The 16,078-nt window shown below is 37.6% G+C and carries 13 protein-coding genes and 2 tRNA genes; 14 read left to right on the top strand and 1 reads right to left on the bottom strand.

What is annotated here, in order from left to right:
- The first annotated feature begins 35 nt into the window (after positions 1–35).
- The 5 genes from U8521_RS05735 (at position 36) to U8521_RS05715 (ending at position 4,960) form a co-directional block, all read left to right on the top strand.
- Positions 36–1,511, top strand: a complete 1,476-nt coding sequence (locus tag U8521_RS05735) for a peptide MFS transporter (protein ID WP_334352133.1) — start codon at positions 36–38, stop codon at positions 1,509–1,511.
- A gap of 964 nt (positions 1,512–2,475) precedes the next feature.
- Positions 2,476–2,558: transfer RNA gene (locus tag U8521_RS05730), tRNA-Tyr, on the top strand.
- Positions 2,559–2,563: 5 nt separating this feature from the next.
- A tRNA-Gln gene (locus U8521_RS05725) sits at positions 2,564–2,635 on the top strand.
- 133 nt (positions 2,636–2,768) lie between these two features.
- The gene (locus tag U8521_RS05720) at positions 2,769–3,470 is read left to right on the top strand and encodes a GntR family transcriptional regulator (RefSeq protein WP_334332165.1); all 702 of its coding nucleotides are present in this window, start codon (positions 2,769–2,771) and stop codon (positions 3,468–3,470) included.
- Positions 3,471–3,565: 95 nt separating this feature from the next.
- Positions 3,566–4,960, top strand: a complete 1,395-nt coding sequence (locus tag U8521_RS05715) for an O-antigen ligase family protein (RefSeq protein ID WP_334352132.1) — start codon at positions 3,566–3,568, stop codon at positions 4,958–4,960.
- A 597-nt stretch (positions 4,961–5,557) separates the two neighbouring features.
- On the opposite strand, the gene U8521_RS05710 is transcribed toward U8521_RS05715, so the two are convergent.
- On the bottom strand, positions 5,558–6,283 hold the full coding sequence (locus tag U8521_RS05710) for a WecB/TagA/CpsF family glycosyltransferase (RefSeq protein WP_334352131.1): 726 nt from the start codon (positions 6,281–6,283) through the stop codon (positions 5,558–5,560).
- 58 nt (positions 6,284–6,341) lie between these two features.
- Here U8521_RS05710 and U8521_RS05705 point away from each other — a divergent pair, with 58 nt between their 5' ends.
- From U8521_RS05705 to U8521_RS05665, 9 genes are all read left to right on the top strand, one after another.
- Complete coding sequence (locus tag U8521_RS05705; protein WP_334332168.1) at positions 6,342–7,418, top strand: glycosyltransferase; 1,077 nt, start codon at positions 6,342–6,344, stop codon at positions 7,416–7,418.
- Positions 7,419–7,551: 133 nt separating this feature from the next.
- Positions 7,552–8,727 carry an RNA-guided endonuclease InsQ/TnpB family protein gene (locus tag U8521_RS05700; RefSeq protein ID WP_334332169.1) on the top strand — a complete coding sequence of 392 codons (1,176 nt, stop codon included), beginning with the start codon at positions 7,552–7,554 and terminating at the stop codon, positions 8,725–8,727.
- A gap of 191 nt (positions 8,728–8,918) precedes the next feature.
- Positions 8,919–10,391 carry a nicotinate phosphoribosyltransferase gene (locus tag U8521_RS05695; protein ID WP_135371443.1) on the top strand — a complete coding sequence of 491 codons (1,473 nt, stop codon included), beginning with the start codon at positions 8,919–8,921 and terminating at the stop codon, positions 10,389–10,391.
- Between the two features lies 1 nt (position 10,392).
- On the top strand, positions 10,393–11,208 hold the full coding sequence (gene nadE / locus U8521_RS05690; protein WP_334352130.1) for an NAD(+) synthase: 816 nt from the start codon (positions 10,393–10,395) through the stop codon (positions 11,206–11,208).
- A gap of 336 nt (positions 11,209–11,544) precedes the next feature.
- Positions 11,545–12,708, top strand: coding sequence for an aminotransferase class I/II-fold pyridoxal phosphate-dependent enzyme (locus U8521_RS05685; protein WP_334352128.1), 1,164 nt, complete (start codon positions 11,545–11,547; stop codon positions 12,706–12,708).
- A 28-nt stretch (positions 12,709–12,736) separates the two neighbouring features.
- A complete protein-coding gene (locus U8521_RS05680; protein ID WP_334352127.1) occupies positions 12,737–14,185 on the top strand; it encodes a glycosyltransferase family protein in 1,449 nt (482 codons plus the stop codon).
- A complete protein-coding gene (locus U8521_RS05675) occupies positions 14,186–15,166 on the top strand; it encodes a glycosyltransferase family 2 protein (RefSeq protein ID WP_334352126.1) in 981 nt (326 codons plus the stop codon).
- A gap of 5 nt (positions 15,167–15,171) precedes the next feature.
- Positions 15,172–15,606, top strand: coding sequence for a hypothetical protein (locus tag U8521_RS05670; protein ID WP_334332174.1), 435 nt, complete (start codon positions 15,172–15,174; stop codon positions 15,604–15,606).
- A gap of 1 nt (position 15,607) precedes the next feature.
- Positions 15,608–16,063, top strand: a complete 456-nt coding sequence (locus U8521_RS05665) for a SprT family protein (protein WP_334352125.1) — start codon at positions 15,608–15,610, stop codon at positions 16,061–16,063.
- The last annotated feature ends 15 nt before the right edge of the window (positions 16,064–16,078 follow it).

The following is a 16,078-nucleotide window of genomic DNA, read 5'->3' as shown; positions in this document are numbered from 1 at the left end:
AATACATCATTGTGTAATGTGAGGAGAAATTTTTAATGGATAAGAAAGCAGACCGAGGATTTTTCGGTCAACCTAAAGGGTTGCGTACGCTGTTCTTAACTGAATTTTGGGAGAGATTCAGTTATTACGGTATGCGTGCCATTCTGTTGTATTACATGTATTATGCTGTCACTAAAGGCGGCTTGGGCATGGATCGTACAACAGCAGCCTCTGTTATGTCCATTTACGGTTCATTAGTCTATATGTCTAGTGTGCTAGGTGGATTTATCAGTGACAGATTCATGGGAGCCAGAAGAACTGTCTTCTGGGGTGGTGTTGCCATTATGTTTGGTCACATCGTCTTGTCACTTCCAATTGGAGAAACTGGTTTATTCGTTTCTATTGGACTTATCGTTCTAGGTACTGGACTATTGAAGCCAAACGTATCCGAAATGGTTGGTGGATTGTATACTGAAGGGGATCCAAGACGTGATTCAGGATTCAGTATTTATGTCATGGGTATCAACTTAGGTTCATTGTTTGCGCCACCAGCAGTTACATTTATGTGGAAGGGTATTAGTTTCCACGCGGGATTCTCATTAGCTGCTATTGGTATGTTTATTGGATTGATTGTTTACTGGTGGGACGGACGTAAGTATCTTCCTAAAGAAAGCTTACAAGCCCCCGATCCAATTACTGATGAAGAGCGTAGTAAGTTCTTCAGACGTCTAATTATTGCATTAGTCGCAGTCGTTGTAATCGTGGTTGTTATGATTTTTGCACACGCCTTTACAATTGATAACATCATTTTGATCATCAGTATTTTAGGTATTGCATTACCAGTTGGATACTTCATCATGATGCTAACTAGTAAGAAAGTTACTAAGATTGAAAGATCACGTGTACTTGCTTACATCCCATTGTTCATCGCTGCGATGATCTTCTGGGCAATTGAAGAACAAGGTTCAGTTGTTTTAGCATTGTTTGCCGCAGAACAAACACAATTGAACTTTGCTGGATTCCACTTGGCACCATCACAGTTCCAAATGTTAAATCCATTCTTCATCATCATCTATACACCAATCTTTGCTTGGTTATGGATCAAACTTGGCAAACGCCAACCTTCATCACCATCTAAATTTTGGATGGGACTAATTGCAACGGCTATTTCATACTTCGTGTTGATCATTCCATTGATGGGATTAGCACCAGGCGGAAAAGTTAGTCCACTTTGGCTAGTATTAAGTTGGGGAATCATCGAAATTGGTGAAATGTTGATCTCACCAGTTGGATTGTCAGCCACAACAAAATTGGCACCAAAAGCCTTCGCTGGCCAAATGATGAGTATGTGGTTCTTAGCCGACTCAGCCGGACAAGCAGCCAATGCACAATTAGTTAAATTGTTCGTACCAGGAAACCCACAAAACGAAATGATGTTCTTCGGCGTTACAGGAATCGTAACGCTAGTAGCAGCATTAGTATTGATTTTATTCGTGCCTAGAATCAAGAAATTGATGGGTGGAGTAAATTAGAGCGTGGAGCAGGCCCGCTTAGGACTTGGCAGATAGCCTAGCTTCACGAATTGCACGCTGAACTTTGCGGGCAATTTGGGAAGCGTAGCTATATGTCCAAGTCCTGGCCTGCGGAACGCGTTTTAGCTATTCCGCATAGAACAATGGTTCTTAACAAAAAGAACTATCATAATCAGTCAAAATAAGAAAAAACACCTCGTTAACTGTTTCTTTTCAGGAATAGTAGACGAGGTATTTTTTGTTTGGTTCTTTTTGAGTGGGGGTGATTGGATGCCGTCTTCCGCAACAGCTCTGAGAAACGCTGGAACGCTGTCGGCACGACTTGAAGCCTTTTTCAAAACCAGAAAAAGTCTCCAAGCTCGGTCTTCTAGTAAGCGATAAATCGCTAACTAGAATTTGACGGCTGAGCATTTCTCAGAGCTGTTGCTCCAGACTAGATAACAACTTTTTAGTTTTATTTCAGTAGATTTGAAGTGGGAAAGCAGCCTCTATTTGCAATTTTTTAACAGTATACGTTATAACGCATAAAAATATTTAATCCTAAATTGGAAAAACAATTTGATTTCAAATAAATCTAAATCATGAAGAACTAAAACCAAAAATAGTTCTAATGAACTTTTGAAAATTCTCTCAGTGATATATCTTTTTGTTTTAATTAAATTTACATTAGATAAGAAACCATGATGACTATTAAGAATAGAAAAACTATTTCTAAATAAATGGAAAACCTATAAAAATAAACCTGAAATTCAGTCCGGAGTACAAGCCCTGTGATGACTCAGCCGCCAAATTATAGCGTCGCCATTCTCCAGCTCATAACAAGGCTTGTGCGGAGGACGGCATACTATCACAACTAAAAAAAGAACTTCCACCACCAAAAATATAATTTTTTTCAATTTCCCCTTGAAATGACCATTAATTTTCGGTAGTATTATTAAGTCGAATGAATGACGTAGCAACTCATGGAGGGGTAGCGAAGTCTGGCTAAACGCGGCGGACTGTAAATCCGCTCCTTCGGGTTCGGTGGTTCGAATCCACTCCCCTCCATTCATTGGGTTATAGCCAAGCGGTAAGGCAATGGACTTTGACTCCATCATGCGCTGGTTCGAATCCAGCTAACCCAATAAATGAAAAAGGCAAAATTCTGAATATGAATTTTGCCTTTTTATTTTTCTAATTTTTAGAGCAGTTCTTAATTTTTATATGAAATACTGTATAATTAATGGAAGTAATGCGCATAAAGGAGTGCCAATTAAAATGAAGGTACCAGTATATATACAAATTCACAATGAAATACGAAAAGAAATCGAATCTGGCAAATGGAGCGTCGGGGAAAGAATCCCTTCAGAAAGACAGCTCTCGCAAGATTTTAACGTTAGTAGAATGACATTACGTCAGGCAATTCAAACTTTAGTTGATGAAGGAATCCTTCAAAGACAAGTCGGTTCAGGAACTTATGTAGCAAGTAGTAAAGTCCAGGAAAAAATGTCAGGGACAACTAGTTTTACTGAGATCACTGAAAGTCAGGGAAAGCATCCTTCAAGTAAGACGGTGTCTTATCATGTGGCTGATCCTTCAATTAGTGAAATGGAAAAGTTGAAGTTGGCGGATGGCGACCAAATTTTACGAATGGAAAGAATCCGTTATGCGGATAATCAACCAATTTGTTTCGAAGTCGCTACGATTCCAATTTCTATCGTAAAGTCTTTGAATAAGGAAGACATTACGTCTTCTCTATATAAAGCACTTGAAAATAAAGCAGGATTGAAGTTGGGTAACGCTACACAAACTGTTTCCGCAATTTTAGCTTCAGAAAAAATTGCTAACTTTTTGAATGTTAAGCGTGGTTCTGCTATCTTACGAGTTAGACAAGTGACGACACTCGACGATGAGCGTCCATTCGAATATGTACGTTCACAATACGCAGGGGATCGTTTTGAATTCTATCTCGAAAGATAATCTTTTTTTAATGTAACAATGATTATCTTTAAATTTTGATTTAGGGTACTATATTATTTAACATGTTTTTAAATCTTTAACTGGGAGTCACCACTATGCAAAGTTTTATTAAAAAGTACAGCATTTTCTTAATGTTGTACATCGTCTTTCAACCGGTACTAGATGCAGTTACTGGATTGATGACTCAAGCACATATGAATGTTTCGTTTGGGGTATTGATTCGTATGGCTGTTATGGCGGTTACGGTGTTCTATCTATTACTTTTCTTAGTCCTGAATCGCGATAATCGACATGGTTTTATGATCATGGGTTATTTTGTCGTTTTAGGATTAGTTTCAGCTATCAGTATGATAATTAATTACAAGACGAAGACATTATTTGTAACATCACTCGAAATTTCGACTTTAGCAAAAAGTTTGTATTACCCAATAATGTTGTTAGCTTACTTCTATGCTTTTGAAGAATTGGCTGAAGATCGTATTATCAATCGATTCTTTCCAAAAGTGATTTTTATTGCGATCAATATTATCAGTATCATCATGATGATCGCACACTTTACTAATACAAGTTTCAGCTCATACTCATATTACAAATTGGGTGAGAGTGGTTGGTTCTTTGCGGCTAACGAACTAAGTGCCATCGTTTCAATCACTTTCCCAATCATGATTTGGTATGCACTGAAAAAAATCAGTGCCTGGCAACGACTTTATTACTGGATCTCAATCGTTTTAGCAGTCTACTCAGCTTTACTAATAGGAACTAAAGGTTCACTACTAGCATTGTTATTCAGTTTGTGCATGGGTATTCTAGCTAGCGTGATTCAATTTTTCAAGAACCGTTCCGGGAGAAAATATTTTGCCGGGGTAATTGCTTTGTTAGTAATCACGCTTGGAGGAATCATCGCAGCCTACCCAGCAATGGCGGTTTCAAGAACTGCCGAGTTGCACACGGAAATGATTCAAGATAAAAAGCAAAAAGCTAAGACCAAAAAGGGTATCACTAAAGATCAAGAGAAGTATGTCAAAACGAACAAAACCGTTTCATACTTATTCAGTGGTCGAACAGTCTACTTTGAAAATGCTGCTCAAAACTTCAAGAAGGCAACCTTGCCACAAAAAGTCTTTGGTATGGGTTACGCAACTAGTTTCAAAAAGGTTCGTGACGCTAAGTTAGTTGAAATGGATTACGTCGATATTTTCTTCCAATTCGGATTCATCGGCACAATCGTTTTCTTAGCACCATTAATCTATTGTTTGATTTATTTGATTGGCACTTTCTTAAGAAAATTCAAGGATATGTGGTCGATCAAGTGGGCTATGTTAGTAGCTAGTGTGGCCTTAGGATTTGGAATGGCTTTGATGACTGGACACGTTATCGAAGCACCATCAGTAAGTATCTACTTCGTTTCAATTCTAGCTTACGCACTATTCAATGCTCGAATCTTTTTACGAATGAACGAGGATCCTTATACTATTGATGTTGAAAGATAGTTTTGAATTACGTTAGTTCTGTAGTTTGGGTGGTGGTTTGATGCCATCTTCCGCAACAGCTCTGGGAAACGCTGGAACGCTGTCGGCACGACTTGAAACTACCGCAAAGTGCGCGGCATTTCCAAGCTCGGCCTTCTAGTAAGCGATAAATCGCTAACTAGAATTTGACGGCTGAGCATTTCTCAGAGCTGTTGCTCCAGACTAGATAACCTTTCCTATGTTGTTTTATCAGAATAAATTTTGAAATTTAATATGACATCTATTCTAAGAATGTGTTGGACTGTTTTATAGTCAAATTGGCGTTCTATGAATAGGTGTTTTTCTTTTGATTTAAGTCAATAAAATAAGCTCTATTATCCTATATACTGTTTGTGTAAGGATAATAGAGCTTATATTTTTTACTTTAAAATTTATATTTTCCAACTGTTAGTGTATAGAATTACTATTTCTAAAAGTGTAGAAAGTAAATAACATAAGAAACTGAGATTCAGTCCGGAGCACAATCCCTGTGATGACTCAGCGTCGGCAGCGTTCCAGCTCATCACAGGGATTGTGCGGAGGACGGCATACTTAGCAGAACCCTCAATAGAACGAAATCTATCTATTTTTCTTTTCTTGATTAATAAGTTTCATATACTTTGGAATTGCCAACATTCTGCCAAATCTAGTTGGTTCAGTTATCAAACGATAGAACCACTCAAGGCTGAGTTTTTGGAAAATTTTTGGAGCGCGTTTCTTAGTACCTGAGAAAACATCGAAAGAACCACCAACTCCGATCCAAATTGCATCAGCATTTTGGCGATACTTGTTGATGAAGTACTCTTGTTTGGGAAAACCAAGGGCAACTAGGACGATGTTTGGTTTCTTTTCAGCAATTTCGTCAATGATTGGTTGGTCTTCTTTGAAATAACCATCGTGGTAACCGACGAGATCGACGTTTGGATAATCGGTCTCAATTTTTTTAGCAGTGGCGCTGATGACTTCTGGTTTAGCACCTAGTAAATAAACTTTTAAATGTTTTTTATTAGCGGAATCAATCAAATATTTTAAGGTATCAAAACCGGTGATACGTTCCGGTAGAGGAGTGCCTAAGCTATTAGCTCCTTTGATAATACCAATTCCATCAGGAACGACGTAATCAGCGCTGTTGATGATCTTTAAGAACTTTTTATCTTCTCTAGCAGCGAGAACAATTTCAGGATTAGCAGTGACGATGAAACGGTTCTTGTTAACGTCTAAATCGTAATCCAAATGTTGGTGAAATTGATCTTCAGTAAAATTATCAAATTGTGTACCTAAAATATCTACTCTATTTTTGTGCATAGCTATCTCCTTTAATGTATTATTATACACGAGAAAGATTAATTTGAGAGGTGTCAAAATGCGCGTTTTACATATCAATGCCGGCAACGAAGACGGCGGTGCTAGAACTTATATTGTAAACCTGATGAAAGGTCAGAAATTGATTGGCGAAGAGAGTGCCTTGCTGACTTTCCAAGAGGGACCAGTTTCGAAGATGGCACGAGAAAATGGCTTGAAAGTAGCCGTTTTGCCACAAAGACAACGATTTGACTTATCGATTTTGAAACCACTAGTACAATACATCAATAACAATGATTTTGATATTGTTCACACTCACGGACCACGGGCAAATTATCTTGTGTCGTTGATTCGCAAGAAGATTCACGCAAAATGGGTGATTACTGTCCATTCTGACCCCCGGATCGACTTTTCCGGACTCAAGGGGTCAGTTATGCTCAAATTAAATCTACACGCGCTAAAACGGGCTAATTTGCTGTTTTACATCAATCCTGACATGGAAGAATATTTTGATGAGTTGAAGATCGACCACAAGAAGCGTTTTGAAGTCTTTAATGCGATTGATTTTGCGGGGACGAATCCGGTCTTCAATCATCAACCAACTTTCACGATTCTTGAGGTTGCTCGTTTGGTCGAAGTTAAGAATCATCGTCTTTTGCTGGAAGCTTTGAGTAAAGTCAATTTCAATTTCCGCTTAGTTTTGGTTGGGGACGGTCCTTTGATGGATCAATTGCATAAATTAACAGTCGACCTCGGTATCAGTGACAAAGTTGATTTTGTTGGTTTCAAGGAAAATACTGGCGAGTACTATCAAGAATGTGATGTTTCAATTTTGACTTCGAAGACTGAAAGTATGCCAGCAGTTTATCTAGAATCAGCTGCCTATGGAAAACCTGTTATTGCAACAAACGTTGGTGCAACTGATAAAGTTATCGACAACGAAAATGGTTGGTTAGTTGAATCAAATAATGAACAAGAATTGATCCAAGCTTTAAATGATGCCCACGAATATTGGAAAGATGACAACTTGAGCCAAAAAGGAATGGCTTTATATCAAGAAGTTCGTGACAATTATTCGATTGAAGCGCTTGCACACAAGGTTAATGATGGGTATCAGGCGACTTTAAAGGCAAATTAGAGTAAAATATAGGGCGAAAAAATAAATAAGGGAGAAACGAATCATTTGCATAAAAGTAGATAATTATAGAATCAAATAGGAGAATAAGTTATTCTATTCACAGAAAGTTAATGTGGAGGTGAATAGGATAACCATGAGTGAATCTGATTGTTTGGGTAAAATAGTTCGCACACAAAAAGTAAGACTGTATCCGAATCAACACATGACGAAAATTCTGGATAAGCTTTGTGACTATCGCAGATATTGTTGGAATAGAGGATTAGCTACTTGGAATGATATGTATGCTTTGCACACAATTGACAGTACTAATCCAAATCCGACCGCCTATTCCGTTAGGAATGAGTTAGTGGCTAATAAAGCTGATTGGCAATACCAATTATCAGCCAGGACCCTCCAATTAGCTATTTCTGATTTGGGAATAGCTTGGCAGAGTTTTTTTGATAAAGCGCAAGTGGATTGGGGTAAGCCAAAGTTTAAGTCCAAGAAGGCGCCTCGACAGGGCTTCAAAACTGATCGTTCAAAGATTATTAATGGTAAATTACGTTTGGATAAACCTCTTGGTATGAAAAATTGGTACGACATTCGTATCAGTAAAAATACTGATTTATCTGGTAAATTAAAAGTTGTAAGTATTTATCGTGAAAATGGTAAATATTGGGCCAGTCTTCCATTTGAAGTTGAACGCAATCAAAAACAAATGACTAATCAATATACAGCAGTTGATGTAAATGTTGGTCATCTGAATTATACTGAAGGCTTCGTCAATACTTTACCAGATCGTTTAAAGCAATTGTATCAACGTATTAAACTTTATCAGAAACAGCTTGCTCGTAAGCGTATCGTTAATGGAAAAGGAGCCAGTAAAAGCAATAATTATGTTGCAGTGAGAGCCAAATTGCAACGTGATTATCGTAAAGTTGCTAATATCCAACACGACTTGATTCAGAAATTTACAACCAAGTTGGTTACAGATTTTGATAAAGTTGTAATCGAAGATTTAAATGTCAAGAAAATGCAAATGAGTCACGTTGCTTCAAAGGGGCTTCAACGGTCACTTTTTAGCTATTTTCGTCAAGTATTGAGCTATAAATGTGAATGGTACGGCAAAAAAATCGTGCTTGCAGATGAACATTATCCTTCGACACAACGCTGTTCTAAATGTGGTCATATCAAAAGGGGCATTGAAAAAATCACATTACGTGGAAATGCTAAACATCACACGAAACATAATGAGTATATATGCTATAGCTGCGGAGCAGTCCTTGATCGTGATATGAATGCAGTATCTAATTTGTTAGCTTTAATCTAATAATGAATGGGTTGGCTAAACCCGTGAGCTGTCATAGTTGGTCAATGTGATTACTCCCATCTTGGGGGATATCAGAATACTGATGTTATAACGGCAGTAAATAAAATTAAGAAGGGAAATATACAACCTTTCTAAATGTAGAGGTCAAATATGAACTACTACATTTCTCCATATTTTGTATAGCAGTTATCATGACTCAATTTCAAGATGAAGATTTAACGTTGCATACTGATTATTATGAATTAAATATGATGTATACATACTGGAAGAAAGGTTTGCACAATCGTCGTGCAGTTTTTGAAGTTTACTTTAGAAAGTTGCCATTTGACAACGGATTTGCGGTCTTTGCAGGTTTGGAACATGTGGTCAATTATTTGAAGAATCTCAGCTTTTCAGATTCAGATATTGAATACTTACGTGAATATGGGGAATATGACGAAGAATTTTTACGTTGGCTCAAGGATATGCAATTCAGTTGTACGGTCCGTTCAGCTTATGAAGGGGATTTAGTTTTCAATGAAGAACCAATTCTTCAAGTTGAAGGACCATTGGCACAATGCCAATTGATCGAAACAGCTATTTTGAATATGGTCAATTTCCAAACTTTGATTGCCACTAAGGCTGCTCGTATCAAGACTGTCTGTGGTGATGACCCGGTAATGGAATTTGGTTCTCGTCGTGCCCAAGAAGTTGATGCTGCTATTTGGGGTACTCGTGCCGCTTATATTGCTGGTTTTGACGCTACAAGTAACGTTTTAGCTGGTAAATTATTCGGTATTCCAATTTCTGGAACTCACGCTCATGCCTTAGTTCAAACATATCGTAATGAGTATGATGCTTTCAAAGCTTATGCCACAACACATAAGAACTGTGTCTTCTTAGTTGATACTTATGATACTTTGAAGAGTGGTGTACCTAGTGCTATCAAAGTTGCAAAAGAAATGGGTGACAAGATCAATTTCTTAGGTGTCAGAATTGATTCTGGTGATATGGCTTATATTTCTAAACGTGTCAGAAAACAACTTGATGAGGCTGGATTCCCTAACGCTAAGATTTATGCTTCAAATGATTTGGACGAAAAGACTGTTCTGAACTTGAAGATGCAAGATGCCAAAATCGACGTCTGGGGTATCGGTACCAAAGTTATCACGGCCTTTGACCAACCGGCTTTAGGCGCTGTTTATAAGTTGGTAAGTATCGAAGACAATCGTGGCAACATGATGGACACTTTGAAACTTTCCAGTAACGCCGCCAAAATTTCAACTCCAGGTAAAAAACAAGTCTGGCGTATCACTAACAATCGTAAGAATGATAAATCAGAAGGGGACTATGTCACATTCTGGAATGAAGATCCAAGAGAGCACAGTTCACTTTATATGTTCCATCCACAATACACTTACATCAATAAGACCGTTGAAGACTTCCAAGCAAAACCAATGTTGCATGATATCTTTGTTGACGGAAAATTAGTCTATGATTTGCCAAATGTCAAAGAAATCAAAAAATACTGTGCAGCTAACTTAGATTCACTTTGGGATGAATACAAACGTATCTTGAATCCACAAGTTTATCCAGTTGACTTATCTTCAAAACTTTACAGTCATAAGATGAAGTACATTGAAAAGATCAGAAATGATGTAAACAATATTAGATTAGGTGACTAAAATGAGACCTTTGCAAAAAGAAATTATTGAATTTGAACATACCAAACCAGAAATCGATCCCGAACAAGAAATTAGACGTTCGATTGATTTCTTGAAAAATTACGTTAAGAATCGCAGCTTTCTAAAAACATTAGTTTTAGGCATTTCTGGTGGACAAGATTCGACTTTGGCTGGTAAGTTGTCTGAAATGGCCATGACTGAATTGCGTCAAGAAACAGGCGATACAGATTACAAATTCATCGCTGTACGTTTACCATATGGCGAACAAGCCGATGAATCAGATGCCATGCAAGCCATCGAATGGATGCAAGCGGACAAAGTAGTTCGAGTTAATATCAAAGATAGTGTTGACGCAATGGTAAAAGCAGTCGAGGCCAACGGGTTAAATATTTCTGACTTTAACAAAGGAAATATCAAAGCTAGAACTCGTATGATAGCCCAGTACGCCATCGCTGGCGATAATAAAGGCGTTGTAGTCGGAACCGATCACGCAGCCGAAAACATCACCGGATTCTATACAAAGTACGGAGACGGAGCAGCCGACGTAACACCACTATTTCGCTTAGATAAGCGCCAAGGAAAAGCCTTGTTAGAAAAACTAGCTGCACCAAAGAACTTGTATGAAAAAGTTCCAACCGCAGATCTAGAAGAAGACCGACCAAGTTTACCAGATGAAAAGGCGCTTGGCGTTTCTTACAAAAATATCGACGATTATCTTGAGGGAAAAGATATCGACGAAAAAGCTGCTGAAGTTATTGAGGGATGGTATAAGAAGACCGCTCATAAGAGACGCTTGCCTTATACTGTGTTTGATTAAATCAGAGCGTGTAGCAGGGGCGGTCAGCTCCCGGAGGATAACGTAATTTCACGAATTGCCCGTTGTACTTTACGGGCGATTTGGGAAATTTTGTTATCTCGGAGGGAGTTGCCCCTGCGGAACGCGTTTTAGCTATAAAGCATAGAACCATGGTTATCCAAAACAAACCAAATCATTAAAAAACAGAACAAAATGGGGGGCATTTCCAAGCAGAAATACCCCCTTTTTGTCCCCGTAAGTAAGACAGGTCCAAACTAACAGCGTTTTTTATCCCAATTTCCCTGTGTTAGAATAAAATTGTACTATTCGTAAGATTCTATGAAGAGGTGTTAAACAGTGAACAAAGATTTAGTTTCCTTAATGAAACCATCTGTTGTTGCAATCAAACAACAAGAGATTTTTAAATTCAATGCGCGCGCCAAAAGTATTCCAGGAGTCGTTAATATGACGGTTGGTGAACCCAACTTTGCTACCCCGGAACATATCAAAGAAGCTGCCATTCAGGCAATTAATGAAAATAAAACTCATTATACTGTGCCGGAAGGCAATCATGAGCTTTTGAGTGCTGTTTCAAAATATTTGAAAGATAAGTATGGATTAAATTATGATCCAGAAACTCAAATTGTAGCTACAACTGGTGTTACAGAGGGTGTTTTCTCTGCTTTCAACGCTATTTTACAACCAGGGGATGAAGTTTTAATCCCGTCGCCTGCTTTTACGATTTATGGACCAGATGCTGACTTTAACGGTGCGGCTCCGGTTTATATCGATACATCAAAGACTGATTTCAAGGTAACGCCAGAAGCTTTACAAGAAATACTAAGAACTCATCCACGTATTCGAATTTTTCTATTGAATTATCCAAGCAATCCAACGGGTGTTAGTTACACCGAGGATGAATTAGTTGCTTTAGCAGAAATTTTAAAGAAACACGATATTTTTGTAATTAGTGACGAAATTTATAGTGAATTGACTTATAATTTTAAACATATTTCATTTGGCAATATTTTGCCAGATCAAACTATTTTATTAAATGGTCTATCTAAGTCACATGCGATGACTGGTTGGCGTTTTGGAATTGTTTGTGGACCTAAGGAAATAATTACTCAGATCAACAAAATTCATGAATTGGCTACGACTTCAATTACTTCTATTACCCAATTTGCGGCCTTAGAAGCATACAAGAATGGCTATGACGACCCAATTTCAATGCGTGAACAGTATCAAGCTCGACGCGATAAACTACTTGCTGGCTTAGAAGAACTTGGCTTTGAATGTCCAACTCCTAATGGAGCGTTCTATTTATTTGCTAAGATTCCGGATGGCCTAGAACAAGATGATTTTAAATTTGCCAACGACTTATTAGATAAAGAACATCTGGCTATTTTACCAGGTAGATTCTTTGGTGTTGGTGGCGAGCATCATTTGAGATTCAGTTATGCTGCTAGTATGGAAGATATTTCTGCTTGTTTGGCAAAATTAGCTGACTTTGTAAAATAAGCAAACTAGCATTTTTAGAAGGGGAAATATGTTAAGCAAATTTCAAAGTGTTATTAGTAAATTAGTGCTTATTTGCGTAGGGATTTTCACAACTGTCGTTTTCGTACAGATGGGTCAATTCTTTACGATTAATTATTTAAAACCCGAACCAGTACTAGCCATACTGGTTTTTCTTTGTGCAATCATTTTTGTTTTGTTAGCGGGTTGGCTCTTAGTTAAAATTCGAGACGATGATAAAAATCTGAATCGGTTGATTTTGATCAGTCTCTTAGCAATCTTTATGATCGTGGCCTTGATTTGGTTGAAGGTCGTACCACAAACTCAAATCAGTGATTTCGGGGAATTTTGGAATGTGGCACCGAGAGCTTTGTTAGGTGAGAAGATTTTTAGTTATGACAATGATTACTTCGCTAAATGGGCCTATCAAACTGGTTTTCTAGTTTATGTGATGGGCGTTGTGAAGATTTTCGGGCAAAATGTTTTCGCCTTACAATTCTTGAATGTGATCTATCAAGTTTTGATTTTGTATTTAGGATATTTAATTTCGTTGCAAATCTTCAACAAAGTTAAAGTTGCCCGTTTAACAGTCCTAGTTTTGATGATCGACTTAGATTGGTTTGCTTTGAATTCACAAGCTGATAATCAATACATCGGGATGCTCTTGTTCATGTTGACGTTCTACTTGTTGATGCAAAACAAGTTGTGGACCTATATCGTTGCTGGAATCACTTTGGCAATCGGAAGTATTGTTCGTCCAATCGGGCCAGTTATTATTGCTGGAATCGTCGTTTACGGATTATTGTATGTCTTTATCAGTAACAATAAATTCTCTTGGCGTGGCATTGGTAAAATTGTTTTGACATTAGTCATCTATCAAGTGATTTTTTCTGGAACTAGTTTAGCCATCAAGAATTCTGGTTTGAACTCCTATGGATTAACTAATCGTGATTCTGAATGGAAATTTGTAGTCGGATTAGATGCTAACTCAGGTGGTTCGTACGATCAGAATATGGTCAATCGCTTTGATTTGAATGCTAGTCGCATTAAGATGAGCGCTAAAGAGCACAAAGTCATTAAAGAAAATATCAAGAATCTAAATGCTAGTCACGGATGGCTTAAATTGTTCTGGCAAAAGAATCGCACGCTTTGGGCAGGACGTTCACAAGCAATTGATTTCACTGAATTTGAAAAGATCCACTCTCTAAGAATTTCCAATCTAGTCAAACTCCTTGGGTATATGGGAAGCGTGATTTTGATTATCTTCTCATGGTTAGGATCGTTGAAATTGTTTAGAGCAAAATATGATAATAAATTATTCTTGATTTTGTTACCACTAATGGCATATGCCGTTGTACAATTGTTAATTGAAGTGCAAGGAAGATATCGACTTGAGTTCTTGCCAGTGATTGCTATTTTAGCTGGCTTTGGACTTTATAGTTGTTATGATTGGATCAAGTCGAGACGGGAGAAAATTTAGATGTCTGATAGATTTAAATTGAGTATCGTAGTTCCATGCTATAACGAAGAAGAAGTATTACATGAGACGACTAAAGAATTAACAGCTATTTTGCATGGTTTGATAGCTGATCAAAAAATTACACCAACTAGTAAAATTGTCTTTGTTGATGATGGTAGTAAGGACAAGACCTGGGAGCTGATCGATACGTTTTCGAAGGAAAATGAAGTCGTGTCAGGAGTCAAGCTTAGTCGAAACTTTGGTCACCAGGGAGCATTGTTAGCTGGTGTCACGACTGCCTCTAAGGATTCGGATGCCGTTATAACGATAGACGCTGATTTGCAAGATGATGTTAACGCCATTCCCAAGATGGTTAATGAATACCTGAATGGTTCGGAAGTAGTTTACGGTGTCCGTAACAACCGTGACACGGATACGGCTTTTAAGCGTAGCACAGCTGAAATGTTTTATAAATTCATGGGCTTCTTAGGTGTTAAATTGGTGCCTGATTCAGCTGATTATCGCCTGATGAGTAAACGTGCTTGTGAAGTCCTTTTGAGCTATAAAGAACGTAATTTATTTTTACGTGGGATCGTGCCATTGGTCGGTTTCAAATCTAGCAAGGTTTACTATGCGAGAAAAGAACGTTTTGCAGGGGTATCGAAGTATCCTTTGAAGAAAATGTTGAAATTTGCAATTGACGGAATTACATCATTTTCAATCGTTCCTATTAAGATGATCATGGGCTTAGGATTTTTTATTGTTTTAATTAGTATTGTACTTTTGATCTATAGTTTGATTCAAAAGGTCAGTGGAAATGTTGTTGACGGTTGGTCGTCACTAATGATATCTATTTGGGCCCTCGGTGGTGTACAATTAATTAGTATTAGTGTGATTGGCGAATACGTTGGGAAAATCTTTAGTGAAGTTAAGCAACGTCCAAGATTTACCATTGAAGAAGATATTTATACTGAAAAAACACAACAAGAAAATAAGAGGTAATTACTATGAATGCCGCACAAAAGAAAGCTATGCAATACGGTAATTTGATTAATAATACAGTGAATACGATTCAAGAGGAACAAGACAAGCTGAATCCTGAATTCGAAAAACTACGTGATGCTTTGGATCGCAGTAAAGTTGAACAATTAGACAGTATTGAATATGAAAAAATTCAAAAAGATTTCGCAGCTGGAACTAAAAAGTATCAAGAAACACTTGCTAAATTAGACAAGGGTAGAGCTCCTGCTAGATTAATGGGAACACATATCACATTAGTGTCTGCTTTTAGAAAATACGTTGAAGCTTGTGGAGAAATGACTGACAGTATCGGTGATGACAAGAAGATCGATCGTCATAAGTTTGACGCTTCAGAAAAAGAACAAGATGCAGCTATGGATAAATTCTCAAAATTGATCCAAAAGCTAACTAATCTGGCTTAAAATGACTGATCAAGAGCTAACAGAACTAGTAAAAAAGGTTTCCCAAGACTATTTTGGGAAACCTTTTATTCATCAAGCGTATTTTAACGGTCGTTTAAAAACTACCGGCGGAAGATTTCATTTGTGTGATCGAAATATTGATATTAATCCTAAAATTTTGCAACAATTTGGTAAAGATACTTTAATCGGTGTGATCAAACACGAATTATGTCACTATCATTTGTACAACGATGGGTTACCAGCCCAGCACAGAGATCATGAATTCAAAGTTTTATTGCAACAGGTTGGAGGTCTGCGTTTTTCACCACTTCCTAGTACTAGAAAACACAAGATTTATCATCTGTATCGCTGTAGCCAATGTCAAACTGAGTACTTACGTATCAAAAGAATTGATACGAAACGTTATGTTTGCGGTAAATGCCATGGAAAATTGAAATACATTAAAGATATCAAATAATCATCTTGATATTTT

It is taken from the genome of Companilactobacillus miaonis, assembly GCF_036913615.1.
Taxonomy (GTDB): domain Bacteria; phylum Bacillota; class Bacilli; order Lactobacillales; family Lactobacillaceae; genus Companilactobacillus.
This window is presented reverse-complemented; position numbering and strand designations above follow the sequence as displayed.

Bases quoted from the DNA above. Each gene is read 5' to 3' on its own strand.
- U8521_RS05735 (WP_334352133.1), top strand. From the start codon at position 36: ATGGATAAGAAAGCAGACCGAGGATTTTTCGGTCAACCTAAAGGGTTG.
- U8521_RS05720 (WP_334332165.1), top strand. From the start codon at position 2,769: ATGAAGGTACCAGTATATATACAAATTCACAATGAAATACGAAAAGAA.
- U8521_RS05715 (WP_334352132.1), top strand. From the start codon at position 3,566: ATGCAAAGTTTTATTAAAAAGTACAGCATTTTCTTAATGTTGTACATC.
- U8521_RS05710 (WP_334352131.1), bottom strand. From the start codon at position 6,283: ATGCACAAAAATAGAGTAGATATTTTAGGTACACAATTTGATAATTTT.
- U8521_RS05705 (WP_334332168.1), top strand. From the start codon at position 6,342: ATGCGCGTTTTACATATCAATGCCGGCAACGAAGACGGCGGTGCTAGA.
- U8521_RS05700 (WP_334332169.1), top strand. From the start codon at position 7,552: ATGAGTGAATCTGATTGTTTGGGTAAAATAGTTCGCACACAAAAAGTA.
- U8521_RS05695 (WP_135371443.1), top strand. From the start codon at position 8,919: ATGACTCAATTTCAAGATGAAGATTTAACGTTGCATACTGATTATTAT.
- nadE (WP_334352130.1), top strand. From the start codon at position 10,393: ATGAGACCTTTGCAAAAAGAAATTATTGAATTTGAACATACCAAACCA.
- U8521_RS05680 (WP_334352127.1), top strand. From the start codon at position 12,737: ATGTTAAGCAAATTTCAAAGTGTTATTAGTAAATTAGTGCTTATTTGC.
- U8521_RS05675 (WP_334352126.1), top strand. From the start codon at position 14,186: ATGTCTGATAGATTTAAATTGAGTATCGTAGTTCCATGCTATAACGAA.
- U8521_RS05670 (WP_334332174.1), top strand. From the start codon at position 15,172: ATGAATGCCGCACAAAAGAAAGCTATGCAATACGGTAATTTGATTAAT.
- U8521_RS05665 (WP_334352125.1), top strand. From the start codon at position 15,608: ATGACTGATCAAGAGCTAACAGAACTAGTAAAAAAGGTTTCCCAAGAC.